Annotated in this window: 13 protein-coding genes; 7 read left to right on the forward strand and 6 right to left on the reverse strand. The window is 73.7% G+C overall.

Annotation, left to right across the window (positions count from 1 at the left end; all coding sequences use genetic code 11):
* Positions 1 to 13: 13 nt before the first annotated feature.
* On the reverse strand, positions 14 to 511 hold the full coding sequence (locus ABZ464_RS09135) for a flavodoxin domain-containing protein (RefSeq protein ID WP_359273122.1): 498 nt from the start codon (positions 509 to 511) through the stop codon (positions 14 to 16).
* A gap of 157 nt (positions 512 to 668) precedes the next feature.
* Here ABZ464_RS09135 and ppk2 point away from each other — a divergent pair, with 157 nt between their 5' ends.
* A complete protein-coding gene (gene ppk2 / locus ABZ464_RS09140; RefSeq protein ID WP_359273125.1) occupies positions 669 to 1,472 on the forward strand; it encodes a polyphosphate kinase 2 in 804 nt (267 codons plus the stop codon).
* Between the two features lie 7 nt (positions 1,473 to 1,479).
* Here ppk2 and ABZ464_RS09145 read toward each other — a convergent pair whose 3' ends face one another.
* The 4 genes from ABZ464_RS09145 to ABZ464_RS09160 form a co-directional block, all read right to left on the reverse strand.
* The gene (locus ABZ464_RS09145; RefSeq protein WP_359273128.1) at positions 1,480 to 2,349 is read right to left on the reverse strand and encodes a universal stress protein; all 870 of its coding nucleotides are present in this window, start codon (positions 2,347 to 2,349) and stop codon (positions 1,480 to 1,482) included.
* Positions 2,346 to 3,368, reverse strand: coding sequence for a zinc-dependent alcohol dehydrogenase (locus ABZ464_RS09150; protein WP_359273131.1), 1,023 nt, complete (start codon positions 3,366 to 3,368; stop codon positions 2,346 to 2,348). The genes ABZ464_RS09145 and ABZ464_RS09150 overlap by 4 nt, the downstream gene beginning before the upstream one ends.
* A 26-nt stretch (positions 3,369 to 3,394) precedes the next feature.
* On the reverse strand, positions 3,395 to 4,300 hold the full coding sequence (locus ABZ464_RS09155; protein ID WP_359273134.1) for a universal stress protein: 906 nt from the start codon (positions 4,298 to 4,300) through the stop codon (positions 3,395 to 3,397).
* A gap of 296 nt (positions 4,301 to 4,596) precedes the next feature.
* Positions 4,597 to 5,325, reverse strand: a complete 729-nt coding sequence (locus ABZ464_RS09160) for a DUF429 domain-containing protein (RefSeq protein ID WP_359273137.1) — start codon at positions 5,323 to 5,325, stop codon at positions 4,597 to 4,599.
* Positions 5,326 to 5,457: 132 nt separating this feature from the next.
* On the opposite strand from ABZ464_RS09160, the gene ABZ464_RS09165 reads away from it, so the two are divergent.
* Positions 5,458 to 5,922, forward strand: a complete 465-nt coding sequence (locus tag ABZ464_RS09165) for a cyclic nucleotide-binding domain-containing protein (protein WP_359273139.1) — start codon at positions 5,458 to 5,460, stop codon at positions 5,920 to 5,922.
* Between the two features lie 59 nt (positions 5,923 to 5,981).
* On the opposite strand, the gene ABZ464_RS09170 is transcribed toward ABZ464_RS09165, so the two are convergent.
* Positions 5,982 to 7,232: a NarK/NasA family nitrate transporter gene (locus tag ABZ464_RS09170; protein WP_359273142.1), complete on the reverse strand. Its 1,251-nt coding sequence runs from the start codon at positions 7,230 to 7,232 to the stop codon at positions 5,982 to 5,984.
* Positions 7,233 to 7,431: 199 nt separating this feature from the next.
* On the opposite strand from ABZ464_RS09170, the gene ABZ464_RS09175 reads away from it, so the two are divergent.
* The 5 genes from ABZ464_RS09175 (at position 7,432) to narI (ending at position 14,733) form a co-directional block, all read left to right on the forward strand.
* Positions 7,432 to 7,854 carry a pyridoxamine 5'-phosphate oxidase family protein gene (locus ABZ464_RS09175; RefSeq protein WP_359273145.1) on the forward strand — a complete coding sequence of 141 codons (423 nt, stop codon included), beginning with the start codon at positions 7,432 to 7,434 and terminating at the stop codon, positions 7,852 to 7,854.
* Positions 7,855 to 7,975: 121 nt separating this feature from the next.
* Positions 7,976 to 11,674, forward strand: coding sequence for a nitrate reductase subunit alpha (locus ABZ464_RS09180; RefSeq protein ID WP_359273148.1), 3,699 nt, complete (start codon positions 7,976 to 7,978; stop codon positions 11,672 to 11,674).
* 1 nt (position 11,675) lies between these two features.
* Positions 11,676 to 13,223 (forward strand): nitrate reductase subunit beta, encoded by a 1,548-nt coding sequence (gene narH, locus ABZ464_RS09185; RefSeq protein ID WP_359273151.1) that lies wholly within the window; start codon positions 11,676 to 11,678, stop codon positions 13,221 to 13,223.
* Positions 13,220 to 13,996 (forward strand): nitrate reductase molybdenum cofactor assembly chaperone, encoded by a 777-nt coding sequence (narJ, locus tag ABZ464_RS09190; protein WP_359273153.1) that lies wholly within the window; start codon positions 13,220 to 13,222, stop codon positions 13,994 to 13,996. The genes narH and narJ overlap by 4 nt, the downstream gene beginning before the upstream one ends.
* Entirely contained in the window at positions 13,993 to 14,733 is a 741-nt protein-coding gene (gene narI, locus ABZ464_RS09195; protein ID WP_359273156.1) for a respiratory nitrate reductase subunit gamma, read from the forward strand. The genes narJ and narI overlap by 4 nt, the downstream gene beginning before the upstream one ends.
* Positions 14,734 to 14,746: the final 13 nt, after the last annotated feature.

Genomic DNA, 14,746 nt, shown 5'->3' on the forward strand with positions numbered 1-14,746 from the left:
AGCGTCCGGTGTCCTACGAGCGGTTCAGTTCATGGGCGATCCCGGCCGCCCAGGTCTCGATCGCGGCGAAGTCCCGGAAGTCGCCGCCCTTTCCGGAGCGCAGGATCATCCCGGCCACCCAGCCCCGGGCGCCCTCTTCGAGGCGTCCGCCGAACGTGATGTGCTCCCGGGCGTCCAGCCCCGTCATCGCCCGCCGCACACCCCGTACCGGCGGGATGTCCCGCTCGGACGCCGAGGGGTCCAGCGGACCGCTGCTGAACAGCCACACGGGCCGTGCGGCCAGCGTCCGGCGGTGGCGCCGGACGAACCGGCGGGCGTCCTTGTGCCAGCGTCCGGCGTAGAGTCCGCCGCCGACCACCACGGCGTCGTACGGGGCCACGCTCGCCACGTCCCGCGCCGGGCGCGCCTCGGCGGACAGCCCGTCCTCGCGCAGTACGGCGGCCACCGCCTCGGCGATCTCCGCCGTCGAGCCGTTGGTCGTCCCGTACGTGACCAGCACCTTGTCGGCCATGACGGTTCGCCTCCTCCGTGCTCTCCCGCCCCCGCCTCCGACACCCCCCGGACCCTTCGATCGTCGCGCGCCGCCGCGGGCACCGGCAGGGGCCGGTCGGCCCCACACCACGCCGATGGTCCCGCCGGCACCGCCCCGGGCGGGTACGGTGCGTCCCATGGCCGGCAAGAAGGCGGCGGAGCTGCCGCGCAAGGTGTACGAGAAGGAACTGCTGCGTCTGCAGACGGAGTTGGTGAGGCTCCAGGAGTGGGTGCGGGCGAACGGCGTCCGGCTGGTGGTGGTCTTCGAGGGGCGGGACGCGGCCGGCAAGGGCGGCACGATCAAACGGGTGTCCGAACACCTCAACCCGCGCGTGGCCCGGATCGCCGCGCTGCCGAAGCCGACCGAGCGCGAGCGCACCCAGTGGTACTTCCAGCGGTACGTCGAGCATCTGCCGGCCGCCGGGGAGATCGTGCTGTTCGACCGGTCCTGGTACAACCGGGCCGGCGTCGAGCAGGTGATGGGCTTCTGCTCGAAGGAGGAGCACGAGCTGTTCCTGCGCCAGTGCCCGATCTTCGAGCGGATGCTGATCGAGGACGGCATCCTGCTGCGCAAGTACTGGTTCTCGGTGAGCGACACCGAGCAGCAGGAGCGGTTCCGGCGCCGGCTGGAGGACCCGCTGCGGCGCTGGAAGCTGTCGCCGATGGACCTGGAGTCACTCACCCGCTGGGAGGCGTACTCCCGGGCGAAGGACGAGATGATGGTGCACACCGACATCTCCGAGGCGCCCTGGTACGTCGTCGAGAGCGACGACAAGCGCGCGGCGCGGCTGAACATGATCGCCCATCTGCTGTCGACGGTGCCGTACCGCGAGGTGCCGCCGCCCGTGCTGGAGCTGCCGGTGCGGCCGCCGTCGACCGGCTACCAGCGTCCGCCGCGCGATCTGCGGACCTACGTCCCCGATCACGCGGCGGGTCTCTGAGCGCCCGTCACTCCGGCTCGGGCACGACTGCGACCGGGCAGTCGGCCCGGTGCAGGACCCCGTGGGCGATGCGCCCGAGCTGGAGGCCGCGGTGCCCGTGGGTGCGCCGGGCGCCGACCACCAGCAGGCCGGCGCCCCGGGAGGCGTCCAGGAGGACGTCACGGGCGGGGCCCTCGACGGTACGGCGGCGCAGCTCGACGTCCGCCGGGACGCCCGTCAGTGCCTCCTCCAGGGTCCGGGTGGCCCGCTCCTCGTACGGACGGGCGGGTTCACCGGTGAGCAGGGGGTAATACCCGCTCTCCTTCGCCGGGCGGCGCCAGGCCCGTACGGCGTCCAGGGGCGCCCCGTGCAGCCTCGCCTCCGCGGCGGCGAAGCGCACCGCCGCCGAGTCCTTGCCGTGCGCTCCGACGCCCACCACGACCGGACCGTGCGGCCCCGCGCCGGAGCCGTCGCCGCGCACCACGATCACCGGGCAGTGCGCGTGCGCGGCCACGGTGAGGCCGACCGAGCCGAGGAGCAGCTCGACGAGGCTGCCGCGGCCCCGGGTGCCGAGCACCAGCGCACTGGCCCGGCGTCCCTCCCGTACCAGGACGTACTCGGGTTCCTCGGCCACCACATCGGCCGTGACCGCCAGCTCCGGCCGCCGCTCGCGGGCCCGCCGGGCGGCCACCGCCACGATGTCGTCGGCGCGGACCTCCTCGGCGGGCCTGTGCTCGCCGGCGAGCGCCGTGCCCTCGTAGCGCTCCCAGAGGGAGGCGTACACCACCCGCAGCGGCACCCCGCGCAGGGCGGCCTCGTCGGCGGCCCGGTCGACGGCGCGCAGAGCGTGCTCGGAGCCGTCCACGCCGACGACGACGGGCCGTTCGTCCGTGGTCACCGGCCCGCTCCGAGGTCGAAGACGATCCGGGCCGTGACCCGGCCGCGCAGCACGTCCTCGATGGACTCGTTGACGGCCGCCAGCGGGCGGGTCTCGTGGACCACCCGGGTGCGGCCGGCCGCGTGCAGCCGGAAGACCTCGGCGAGGTCCTGGCGGGTGCCGACGATCGAGCCGATGACGGAGGTGCCGCCCAGGACCGCGTCGAAGACGGGGACCCGGACCGTGCCGTGCGCGGGCAGGGCGACCATGACCAGCTTGCCGCCGCGCCGCAGACCGGAGTGGACGGCGGCGAAGGCGGCCTCGTTCACGGCCAGGGCGATCGCCGCGTGCGCGCCGCCGTGCCGCTGGAGCACCTCGCCGACGTCCTCCTTGCGGGCGTCGATCAGGATGTCGGCGCCGAGCTCCGCGGCCAGGTCGAGTTTCTCGTCGGTGACGTCGATCGCGGCGACCGTGGCGCCGGCGATCCTGGCGTACTGCACGGCGAGATGGCCGAGCCCGCCGACGCCGGAGATCGCGACGAGCTGCGCCGGCCGCACCCCGGCGACCTTCAGCGCCTTGTACGTCGTGACGCCCGCGCAGGTGAGCGGGGCGGCGTCGAAGGGGCTGACGCCGTCGGGCACGGGCTGCGCGAAGTCGGCCCGGGCGAGCATCTTCTCGGCGTACCCGCCGTCGCGGCCGTAGCCGGTGTTGACCTGCTGCTCGCACAGGGTCTCCCAGCCGGACAGACAGTGCTCGCAGCGTCCGCACGCCGAGCCGAGCCAGGGCACGGCGACCCGCTGACCGAGGGCGAGGTGGGTGACGCCGGCGCCGAGGGCCTCGACCAGGCCGACGCCCTCGTGGCCCGGCACGAACGGCGGGCTCGGCCTCACGGGCCAGTCGCCGTGCGCGGCGTGGATGTCGGTGTGGCAGAGCCCGCAGGCCTCCACCCGGACGCGGACCTCACCGGGGCCGGGTTCGGGGTCGGGCCGCTCCTCGACGACCAGGGGCTCGCCGAACGCTCGGACGACCGCTGCCTTCATGGGGTCAACTCCTCGGGGCGGGTGGTTCAGTCGTGGGGGACGACGGCGACCGGGACGGTGGCGTGGTGCAGGACGGCATGCGTGACGTGCCCGATGTGGGCGCCGAGCGGGTTGCGGCGGGTGCGTCGGCCGACGACCACCAGGGAGGCCTCGTGGGAGGCGTCCACGAGAGGGACCGCCGGGCTGCCGTACCGGGTGACCTCGACGGTCTCCACGCCCGGGAACCTGGTCCGCCAGGGGCTGAGCACCTTGGCGAGCTCCTCGGCGGCGCGCAGGGCCAGTGCCTCGTGCAGGGCGGGGTTGGCGGGGGTGCCGTAGGCGTAGTACGGCGGCGGGTTCCAGGCGTGGACCACCCGCAGCGAGGTGGCCCGGCGCAGGGCGGCGTCGAAGGCGAACTCGATCAGTGTGTCGTCCGGGTGCGCGGTGTCGAGGCCGAGGACCACGGGCCGGAAGGGCGTCGCGGCGGACGGGATGCCCACCGGGTCCGGCTCGTGCTCGTCGGCGGCCTGTTCCAGCACCCGGACCAGCACCACGGGGCGCTCGGTGTGCGCGAGGACCGACAGGCCGACCGAGCCGACCAGGAACCCGCCGAGCCCGCCGAGCCCGCGCGAGCCGAGGACGAGCAGTTCGGCGTTCTTCGCCGTCTCGGCGAGGACGTCGCCCGGGTGGCCGTAGAGCTGCTCGGTGATCACCTCGACGCCGGGGTGGCGCAGCGCGATGCCCTCGGCGGCCTCGCGCGGGACTCGCTCGGTCCAGTGCTGTTGGGTCTCGGGACCGAGGAACGGGGCCTGTGCCATCGGCTCCGGTACCGGCTCCCACACATGGACGAGCTTCAGCGGCAGGCTGCGCAGGGCCGCCTCGCGGGCCGCCCACTCCGCGGCGGCCCGGCTCTCGGGCGAGCCGTCGAGGCCTGCGGTGACAGTGCGGAGCATGATCTCCACCTCCTGGGGCAAGGGATCCGATTCCAGCGTGGTTTCTCGGGGGCCCGGGCGGCAGGGGCCGCTGGTCCCGGGCGGGGGCCGACCGGCCCGGGTGGCGGTGCCGGGCCGGCGGCATCGGTCGCCGGCGTCGGTGGTGGCCCGTCTCAGTCGTGCGGTATGTGCGGACCTCCTCGGGGGACGCACCGCAAGTCTCCGGTCCGGCGCCCCCGGGACGGCAGGGACCCGAGGTCCCCGCCGGGGGCCGAACGGCCCTACACGGGAGGGGAGGTGACGGACTGTCAGTCGTTTCAGTCGTGCAGGAGGCCGGGGAGGGAGCCCGGTTCCGGGATGTGGATCCAGCCCTCGGTGCGGGCGAGGCCGGCGTCCTCGGCGCTGGGCCACGCGGTGCGGCGTACGCCGATGGCCCGGGCGGCCAGCGAGGCGATGAGCGCGTCGTAGGCGTCCCGGTCGGCGGCGTACGTCCGCCGTGCCTCCTCGGAGAGGTGCAGCCAGGGCGCGGCGGCGGTCAGTTCGTCCACCGTGCCGAGGGACAGGCCCCACTGGTGCCGGGCGGCGGCCGGGTACACCTCGGCCACCCGGCCGGCTCCCGTGCGGTCCACCGGGTGGCCGAGCCGGGCCAGCCGGGCCTGGAGGCGGGCCCAGCGGGCGGCGACGGAGCCGAGCTTGTCGAAGGAGACCGACAGCGGGAAGCGCGGGGCGTGGCGGGCGACGAGCAGGTCGGTGCGCCGGTAGCGCAGGGCCCGGAGATCGTCGTCGCCCTCGGCGTCGCGGCCCGGCCAGTCGGGGTGCGGTGCGGCGTGGGCGGCCATCGCCTCGACGAACGCGACGGGCCAGCCGAAGGGGCAGTCCACTCCGGCCCGGTCCGCCTCCCCCAGGGCGGTGAGCAGCTCCAGCAGGCGTTCGTCCGTGCAGCGCAGGACGGGGGCGTGCGCGACGGCCCACTCCCCCGACCAGTCGATGACGGAGACGGCGGTACGACGGGGGCGCGCGGAGAGGTCCACGCCGACGGTGCGCATGCCGTCAGGATGCCCTGTCCGGGGCCGGGGCCGACCGGCCCGGGCGGGGTACCGGACGGCCCATGGCTCGCGAGCCGGTGCCGGGAACACGCTGGTTACGGCAGATGCCGCAGACCAGCCCGGAGGCCCGCCATGATCGACATTCCTGCGCCCAGCATGCTGCGCGCCCTGCCCGCCGAGCACCGTGAGCGGCTTCTGCGGGTCGCCCGCGAGGTGTCCTTCCCGCAGGGGACGCGTCTGTTCGAGGAGGGCGGCCGGGCCGACCGGTTCTGGATCGTCCGTACGGGGACGGTCGAGCTCGACATGCGTGTGCCCGGCCGTCGCGCGGCCGTCATCGAGTCCCTGCGGCACAACGAACTCGTCGGCTGGTCCTGGCTGTTCACGCCCCACGTCTGGCATCTGGGCGCGGAGGCGACGACGCCGGTACGGGCGTACGAGTTCGACGCCACGGCCGTCCGCATGATGTGCGAGGAGGACCCGGACCTGGGCCGGGCCGTCGGCCAGTGGGTCGGGGACGTCCTCGCCCACCGGCTGCGCTCCACCCGCACCCGACTGCTCGACCTGTACGCCCCGTGGGGCGCCGGCAGCGCCGTCTGATCCCCGAACCCCGAGGGGCCCTGCGACACTCCGTCGCAGGGCCCCTCCGTGTGCCCGGTTCAGTGCGGGCGGGCGGCCGCCGGCCGACGGGTGAGCGCGTTGCGCACGCCGGTCTCGGTGAAGGTCAGGGCCGCCGCCGCGACCACGCCCAGCAGGATCAGTCCGATCGCGTACGAGCCGTAGGCGCCGTAGAGGGAGCCCATCACCAGGGGCGGTACGAAGCCGCCGAGGCCTCCGGCGGCGCCCACGATGCCGGTGACCGAGCCGACCTTGTCGGCCGGGGCCAGCAGCGCCACGAGGGCGAACACCGCGCCGCTGCCCGCGCCGAGCGCCGCCGCCATGGTCAGGAACGCGATCGTGCCCACCGGTGCCAGGGACGGGGTCAGCGACTGCACGACCGCTCCGGCGAGGACCCCGCCGAGGGCCACCGCGAGGACCCGGACCGGTCCGAGGCGGTCCGACAGCCAGCCGCCGACCGGGCGCATCGCCACGGCGAGGAGGACGAAGCCGGCCATCCGGTCGGCCGCGTCGGCCTGGGCGAGGCCGTAGCCGGTCTTGAGGTAGGTGGGCAGGTAGACGGAGAAGGCGACATAGCCGCCGAAGGCCACCGCGTACAGGGCGGACGCCTGCCAGGTGACGCCGAGCCGCAGGGTGTCGGCCAGCCGGCGCAGCGCGGATCCGGTCGGGACCGTACGCCCGGGGGCGTCGCGCAGGAGCAGCGCGGCCAGGACGGCGTAGCCGGCCAGCACCGCCGCGGTGATCAGGAACGGATCGGCCATGCCGTGGGCGTCGACCAGCTTCACGGTGGTCAGCGCGCTGACGGCGGTGCCGCCCATGCCCATGCCGAAGACGCCGATGGCGAGTCCGCGCCGCTCGGGCGGGAACCAGGCGCCGACGAAGGGCACGCCGACGGCGAAGGCGGTGCCGCCGATGCCGAGGAAGAAGCCTCCGGCCAGCAGGGCGGTGAGCGAGGAGTGCCCGGCGAGACCCAGGTAGAGCACCGGAACGATGGTGGCCGCCGAGACCACCGGGAACATCACGCGTCCGCCGAACCGGTCGGTCAGCGCGCCGACCGGTATCCGGCCCAGGGAGCCGACCACGACGGGCACGGCCACCAGCAGCGACTGCTGGAAGGAGCTGAGCTGGAGGGTGTCCTTGAGGCGGGGGCCGAGCGGGCTGAGGAGGGCCCAGGCCCAGAAGTTCACGGCGAAACCGACGGTGGCCAGGGCCAGCATCAGCCACGCCCGGGCGGGCACGGGCGCGGCGCCCCGCGCCGGGGCGGCGCTCTCTGTCGTCGACGACTGGACCATGGTGTCCGTCCTTTCCCTGTCCCGTTCACGCTTGTGCGGGGACACCCAATCTCCGCATGTGCACGCCCAGGGGGCAGGGGCCATCGGTCCCTGTCTGCGGGCGGACGGTCCCCGGTCCGCCCGCCGGCCGGCCTGTTCCGTGCCCAGAACGGGCCGACCGGCCCTACCCGCTTCCCCGGGCGCGTCCGACGATGGACGGATGGTTCAGAACGATGCCTTTCGCGCGCTCGACCGGCAGGAGTGCCTGCGCCTGCTGGCGAAGGTGCCGGTCGGCCGGGTCGTGTACACCCGACACGCGCTGCCCGCGGTCCTCCCCGTGAACTTCACCCTCGACCCGGACGCCTCCGTCGTGCTGCGCACCTCGGCCGCCTCCGACCTGGTCCGCGCGATCGACGGCGTCGTGGTCGCCTTCGAGGCGGACGAGTGGCACGCGGCGACCCAGTCGGGCTGGAGCGTCGTCGTCACGGGGCAGGCGGCCGTGGTGACCGACCCGGCCGAGCACGACCGGCTGTCCGAGAGCGGTCCCACGTCGTGGATGCCGATCCGGGACGGCGTCTTCGTCCGGATCGAGCCCGGCATGGTCACCGGCCGCGAGGTGATCGGGGCCCGGGACAGCGCCTGAGCGCGGTACGGCAAGAGGGCCGTTGGTCCCTTTCCCGCCCGGCCGGATGGGGCCGGAGGGGTACCCGTCGGGGACCGCCGGCCCAGGGTGCCCCGCGGCCGCGCCGCCTAGGTTCCTGGACATGGAGAACGACCAGAGCGCAGGGCGCCGGGCGGCACGCACCGGTGAGGGATGGCCGCTGGCCGCCCGGCGGTTGCTGACCCGCCGTGAGGTGTCGGCGGACGGCCGCGCCGTGTTCGGCGAGGGCGACACCCGGTGGGAGGGCTTCTACCGGGACCGCTGGGCCCATGACAGGGTGGTGCGCTCGACGCACGGGGTGAACTGCACCGGATCCTGCTCGTGGATGGTGTACGTCAAGGACGGCATCATCACCTGGGAGCACCAGGCCACCGACTATCCGTCGATCGGCGCCGACTGCCCCGAGTACGAGCCGCGGGGCTGCCCGCGCGGTGCCTCGTTCTCCTGGTACACGTACTCCCCCAGCCGGGTGCGCTACCCGTATGTGCGCGGGGCGTTGCTGAAGCTGTGGCGCGAGGCGCGGCGGCGGCTGGGCGATCCGGTGGCGGCCTGGGCCGAGATCACCGGGGACCCGGCGAAGGCCCGCGCCTACAAGCGGGCCCGGGGCAAGGGCGGGCTGGTGCGCGCGGACTGGGACGAGGTGAGCGAGCTGGTCGCCGCCGCCCATGTGCACACCGTCAAGGCGTACGGCCCGGACCGCGTCGCCGGCTTCTCCCCGATCCCCGCGATGTCGATGGCCTCGTTCGCGGCCGGCGCCCGTTTCATGTCGCTGATCGGCGGCACGCTGCTGTCCTTCTACGACTGGTACGCGGACCTGCCGATCGCCTCGCCGCAGGTCTTCGGCGACCAGACGGACGTACCGGAGGCTGCGGACTGGTGGAACGCGGGCTATCTGATCATGTGGGGCTCCAACATCCCCGTGACCCGTACGCCCGACGCGCACTTCCTCACCGAGACCCGCTACAACGGCACCAAGGTGGTCGCCGTCAGCCCCGACTACGCCGACAACGTCAAGCACGCCGACGAATGGCTCGCCCCGCACCCCGGCACGGACGGGGCGCTGGCGATGGCCATGGGGCACGTGATCCTGCGGGAGTTCCTCGTCGACCGTGAAGTGCCGTACTTCCGCGACTACTTGAGGACGTACACCGACGCGCCGTTCCTGGTGACGCTGCGCGAGCACGACCGCGGACTCGTCCCCGACGGGTTCCTGACCGCCGCGGATCTCGGCCATGAGGAGGAGCATGCCGAGTTCAAGACGGTCCTCCTGGACGGGGCGACCGGTGAGCCGGTGGTCCCGGGCGGCTCGCTCGGCTTCCGGTGGGGGGAGGCCGGGCGAGGCCGCTGGAACCTGGACCTGGGCGACGTCGTGCCCGAGCTGAGCCTGATCGAGCGGGCCGAGGAGACGGCCGAGGTCGCCCTGCCGCGCTTCGACGAGGGCGCCACCGAGGGCGGTTCGGTGATGGTGCGCGGAGTGCCGGTGCGCCGGGTCGGCGGGCGCCTGGTCACCACGGTCTTCGATCTGATGCTCGCCCAGTACGGGGTGCGCCGGCCCGGCCTGCCGGGCAGCTGGCCCGAATCGTACGAGGACGCCGCGCAGCCGTACACCCCGGCCTGGCAGGAGACGATCACCTCCGTGCCGGCCGAGCAGGCGGCCCGGATCGCCCGCGAGTTCGCCCGCAACGCCGAGCGCACCGACGGGCGTTCGATGATCGCCCTCGGCGCGGGCACCAACCACTGGTTCCACTCCGACACCATCTACCGGGCCTTCCTGGCGCTGGTGACGATGACCGGCTGCCAGGGCGTCAACGGCGGCGGCTGGGCGCACTACGTCGGCCAGGAGAAGATCCGCCCCGTCACGGGCCTGCAGCACCTCGCGTTCGCCTTCGACTGGCAGCGGCCCACCCGGCACATGGCGGGCACCTCGTACTGGTATCTCCACACCGACCAGTGGCGCTACGAGGCCTTCGGGCCCGACGAGTTGGCGTCCCCGCTGGGCGAGGGCCGGTTCACCGGCCGGGCCACCGCCGACTGCCTGGCCCAGGCCGTCCGGCTGGGCTGGACGCCCGGCCACCCCGGCTTCGACCGCAATCCGCTCGATCTCACCGACGAGGCCGCGCGGGCGGGCCGCCCGGTCGCCGAGCACATCGTGGACGAACTGCGGGCGGGGCGGCTGAGGTTCGCCGTCGAGGACCCCGACGACCCGGCCAACTTCCCGCGGGTGCTGACGGTGTGGCGGGCGAACCTGCTCGGCTCCTCCGGCAAGGGCAACGAGTACTTCCTGCGCCATCTGCTGGGCACGGACGCGGCGGTCCGCTCCGAGGAGACCCCGCCGGAAGGGCGTCCGAAGGACGTGGTGTGGCGGGAGGAGGCGCCCGAGGGCAAGCTGGACCTGCTGGTCGCCATGGACTTCCGGATGACGTCGACCGGGCTGCTCGCCGACGTCGTCCTGCCGGCCGCCACCTGGTACGAGAAGGACGACCTGTCCAGCACGGACATGCACCCCTTCGTGCACGCCTTCACCCCGGCCATCGCCCCGCCCTGGCAGGCCCGCACCGACTACGACGCGTTCCTCACGATCGCCGACCGGTTCAGCGAGCTGGCCGCCGAGCACCTGGGCACCCGCACGGACGTCCTGGCGGTGCCGCTGCTGCACGACACCCCCGACGAACTCGCCCAGCCCGGCGGGGTGGTACGGGACTGGAGGACCGGGGAGTGCGCGCCGGTACCGGGGCGGACCATGCCGAAGCTGGTCACGATCGAGCGGGACTACGCGGCCGTCGCCCAGAAGATGCGCGCCGTCGGCCCGCTGCTGGACACGCTGGGCACCACGACGAAGGGCGTCACCGTCCACCCCGACCGGGAGCTGGACGAACTGCGCCGCCGCTGCGGAACGGTCCGGGACGGGATCGCCGCCGGGCGCCCCTCCCTCGCCACCGCCTCCGAGATGTGCGAGGCGATCCTCGCCCTGTCCGGCACCACCAACGGCCGCCTGGCCACCGAGGGTTTCCGTGAGCTGGAGCGGCAGACCGGCAGCGAGGGGCTGGTGGAACTCGCCGCCGAGCGCGAGGCCGAGCGGATCACCTTCGCCGACACCCGCACCCAGCCGCGCGCGGTGATCACGTCGTACGAGTGGTCGGGCAGCGAGGCAGGCGGCCGCCGCTACTCGCCGTTCGTCATCAACGTCGAGCACAAGAAGCCCTGGCACACCCTCACCGGCCGCCAGCACTTCTTCGTGCAGCACGACTGGATCGCCGAACTGGGCGAGCAACTCCCCGTCTACCGGCCCCCGTTGAACGCGCGACGGCACTACGGCGACCAGGAGCTGCACGAGGGCGGCCGGGCCGAGGTCACCGTCCGCTATCTCACCCCGCACTCGAAGTGGTCCATCCACTCCGAGTACCAGGACAACGCCCACATGCTGGCGCTGTCCCGGGGCGGTCCGGTGATCTGGATGTCCACCGCCGACGCCGAGAAGATCGGCGTCAAGGACAACGAGTGGATCGAGGCGTACAACCGCAACGGCGTCGTCGCGGCGCGGGCCGTGGTCACCCACCGCATGCCCGAGGGAACCGTGTACATGTACCACGCCAAGGACCGGACGGTGAACGTCCCGAAGACCGAGGTCAGCGGCCGGCGCGGTGGCATCCACAACTCCCTGACCCGGCTGCTGGTCAAGCCGACGCACCTGGCCGGCGGCTACGCCCAGCTCACCTACGCCTTCAACTACTACGGCCCGACCGGAAACCAGCGCGACGAGGTCACCGTCATCCGTCGCCGCTCGCAGGACGTGGAGTACTGACATGCCCCGTGACGGAGTCACTGCCGGACGAGTGATGGCACAGATCGCGATGGTCATGAACCTCGACAAGTGCATCGGCTGCCACACCTGCTCGGTCACCTGCAAGCAGACGTGGACCAACCGCACCGGCGTCGAGTACGCCTGGTTCAACAACGTCGAGACCAAGCCCGGCGTCGGCTACCCGCGCCGCTACGAGGACCAGGAACAGTGGAAGGGCGGCTGGATGCTCGATCGGCGGGGCCGGCTGGTGCTGCGCTCGGGCGGCCGGGTCAAGCGCCTGCTGTCCCTGTTCTCCAACCCCGACCTGCCGTCCATCGAGGACTACTACGAGCCGGTCACCTACGACTACGACAACCTCGTCGGCGCCCCCGCCGGCACCGATGTCCCGGTCGCCCGCCCCCGCTCGGTCCTGACCGGCCGGCCCACCTCCATCACCTGGGGCGCCAACTGGGAGGACGGCCTCGGCGGGGCACCCGAGCACGCCGGCGCCGACCCCAACCTCAGCGGGGCGTGGGCGGAGAAGGTGCGGTTCGAGTTCGAGCAGACCTTCCTCTTCCATCTGCCCCGGCTGTGCGAGCACTGCCTCAACCCGGCCTGTGTGTCGGCGTGTCCGTCCGGCGCGCTGTACAAGCGGGTCGAGGACGGCATCGTCCTGGTCGACCAGGACCGCTGCCGGGGCTGGCGGATGTGCGTGACGGCGTGCCCGTACAAGAAGGTGTACGTCAACCACGCCACCGGCAAGGCCGAGAAGTGCACGTTCTGCTTCCCGCGCATCGAGGCCGGCCAGCCCACCGTGTGTTCCGAGACCTGCGTCGGCCGGCTGCGCTACCTCGGCCTGCTCCTGTACGACGCCGACCGGGTCGGCGAGGCCGCAGCGACCCCCGACGAGCAGGACCTCCTCGACGCCCAGCGCGGGGTGTTCCTCGACCCGCACGACCCCGAGGTCCGGGCGGCCGCACGGGAATCGGGCATCCCCGAGGACTGGCTGGACGCGGCCCGCCGCTCCCCCGTGTACGACCTGGTCATGCGGTACAAGGTGGCGCTGCCGCTGCACCCGGAGTACCGCACCCTGCCGATGGTCTGGTACGTCCCGCCCCTGTCCCCCGTCCTCGACGCCGTCGACGCGGCGGGCGGCGACCAGGACGATCCCGACCATGTCTTCGCCGCCGTGACCCGGCTGCGCATCCCGCTGGAGTACCTGGCGGAGCTGTTCACCGCCGGGGACACGGACGTCGTCGGCGGGGTGCTGATGAAACTCACCGCGCTCCGCTCGTACATGCGTGCCCGCACCCTCGGCGAGGCCGGCGACGACGACACGCTGAAGGCCGTGGGGCTGACGCCGCGCGAGGCGGAGGATCTGCACCGGCTGCTCGCCGTCGCCAAGTACGCGGACCGGTACGTCGTCCCGGCCGCGCACCAGGAGGACGCCGCCGCGCTGAGCGCGATGGAGAACCGCTGCCCGGTGGAGTCGTCCGACTCCGACGGCCGGCGGGTCCTGCTCGGCATGCCCACCCTGCGCCGCGACACCCCCGCCGGAGGCCACCGATGAGCCCGTTGCCCTCGACCATCCCCGCCCTGGTCCGCACCCGGGTCCGGGCCGCCGTGCGCCGCCCGTCCCGTCTCACCCCCGAGGAGACCGAGACCCGCGGCCTGCTCCTGCGGCTGTGCTCACTGCTGTTGCAGTACCCGGACACCGAACTCGTCGCGGCCCGCGGCGAGTTGAGGTCCGCCGTCGAGGCACTGCCGCCCTCGCCCGCCGCCGAGCGGCTGACCGCCTTCACCGGCTGGCTCACCGGCCAGGAGGCCGAGGCGCTGGAGCGCCACTACGTCGAGATGTTCGACCTGCGCCGCAAGAGCAGCCTGTATCTCACCTACTACCTGCACGGCGACACCCGCCGCCGGGGCATGGCCCTGCTCACCCTCAACCAGCGCTACCGCGCGGCCGGCTGGGACACCGGCGGCGGGGAGCTGCCCGACCACCTCCCGGTCGTGCTGGAGTTCGCGGCCCTGGCCGGCCCGGGCGGCGGCGAGGCGCCGCTGCGCCAGCACCGGCGCGGGCTGGAACTGATCCACCGGGCGCTGACCGACGCCGACTCCCCGTACCGGCACGTCCTGGCCGCGCTGCTCACCCTGCTGCCGCCGCCGACCGAGGCGGACCGGGCGGCGGTGGCCCGGCTCGTCGCCGAGGGCCCGCCGAACGAGGAGGTCGGCCTGGACCCCTACGGCACGTACCCCGCCTACGGGAACGGCGAGTTCGCACCGCCGGACGCCTTCGTACCGCCGACTCCCGCTCCGACCAGCCCTGAGGAAGTCCAGCGATGAACGATCTGCTGCTGTGGGTCGCCGTGCCCTACATCTGTCTCGCCGTGTTCGTGGTCGGGCACGTGTGGCGGTACCGGCACGACCAGTTCGGCTGGACCACGCACACCAGCCAGCTCCTGGAACACCGCTGGCTGCGCTGGGGCAGCCCGCTGTTCCACCTGGGGGCCTTCATGGTGATCGCGGGCCATGTGGCGGGCCTGGCCGTACCGGCCTCCTGGACCGAGTCCGCCGGGATCGGCGAGCACGCCTACCACACGACGGCCGTCTGGGCGGGTTCGGTCGCGGGGCTCGCCATGGTCACCGGGCTCGGGATGCTGTGCGCCCGCCGGCTGCTGACCCGGCGGATCCGTCTGGGCACCGACCGCAGCGACAAGGTGCTCTTCCCGCTGCTGTCCGCCACCGTCCTGCTGGGCATCTCCGCCACCGCCGCCCACAACGTGTTCGGCCCGGGGTACGACTACCGCTCCACCGTCTCGGTCTGGTTCCGGGGGCTGTTCGCCCTGCGGCCGCAGCCCGAGGCGATCGCCGGGGCGCCGCTGCTGTTCCAGCTGCACGCCCTGAGCGCCTGTCTGCTCTTCGCGGCCTGGCCGTTCACCCGGCTGGTGCACGTGTGGAGCGCCCCGGTCGGCTATCTGGTCCGGCCCTACCTGGTCTACCGGCGGCGGGCCGTGCCCGCCCACGCGCCGAAGGCCGGGAGCCGCGGCCGCCCGGCCGCCGGTTCCCGGCGCGCCGCCTGAGGCGCCGGCCCGT

Origin of the sequence: Streptomyces sp. NPDC005820 (genome assembly GCF_040630255.1) — a bacterium.
Lineage (GTDB): Bacteria > Actinomycetota > Actinomycetes > Streptomycetales > Streptomycetaceae > Streptomyces.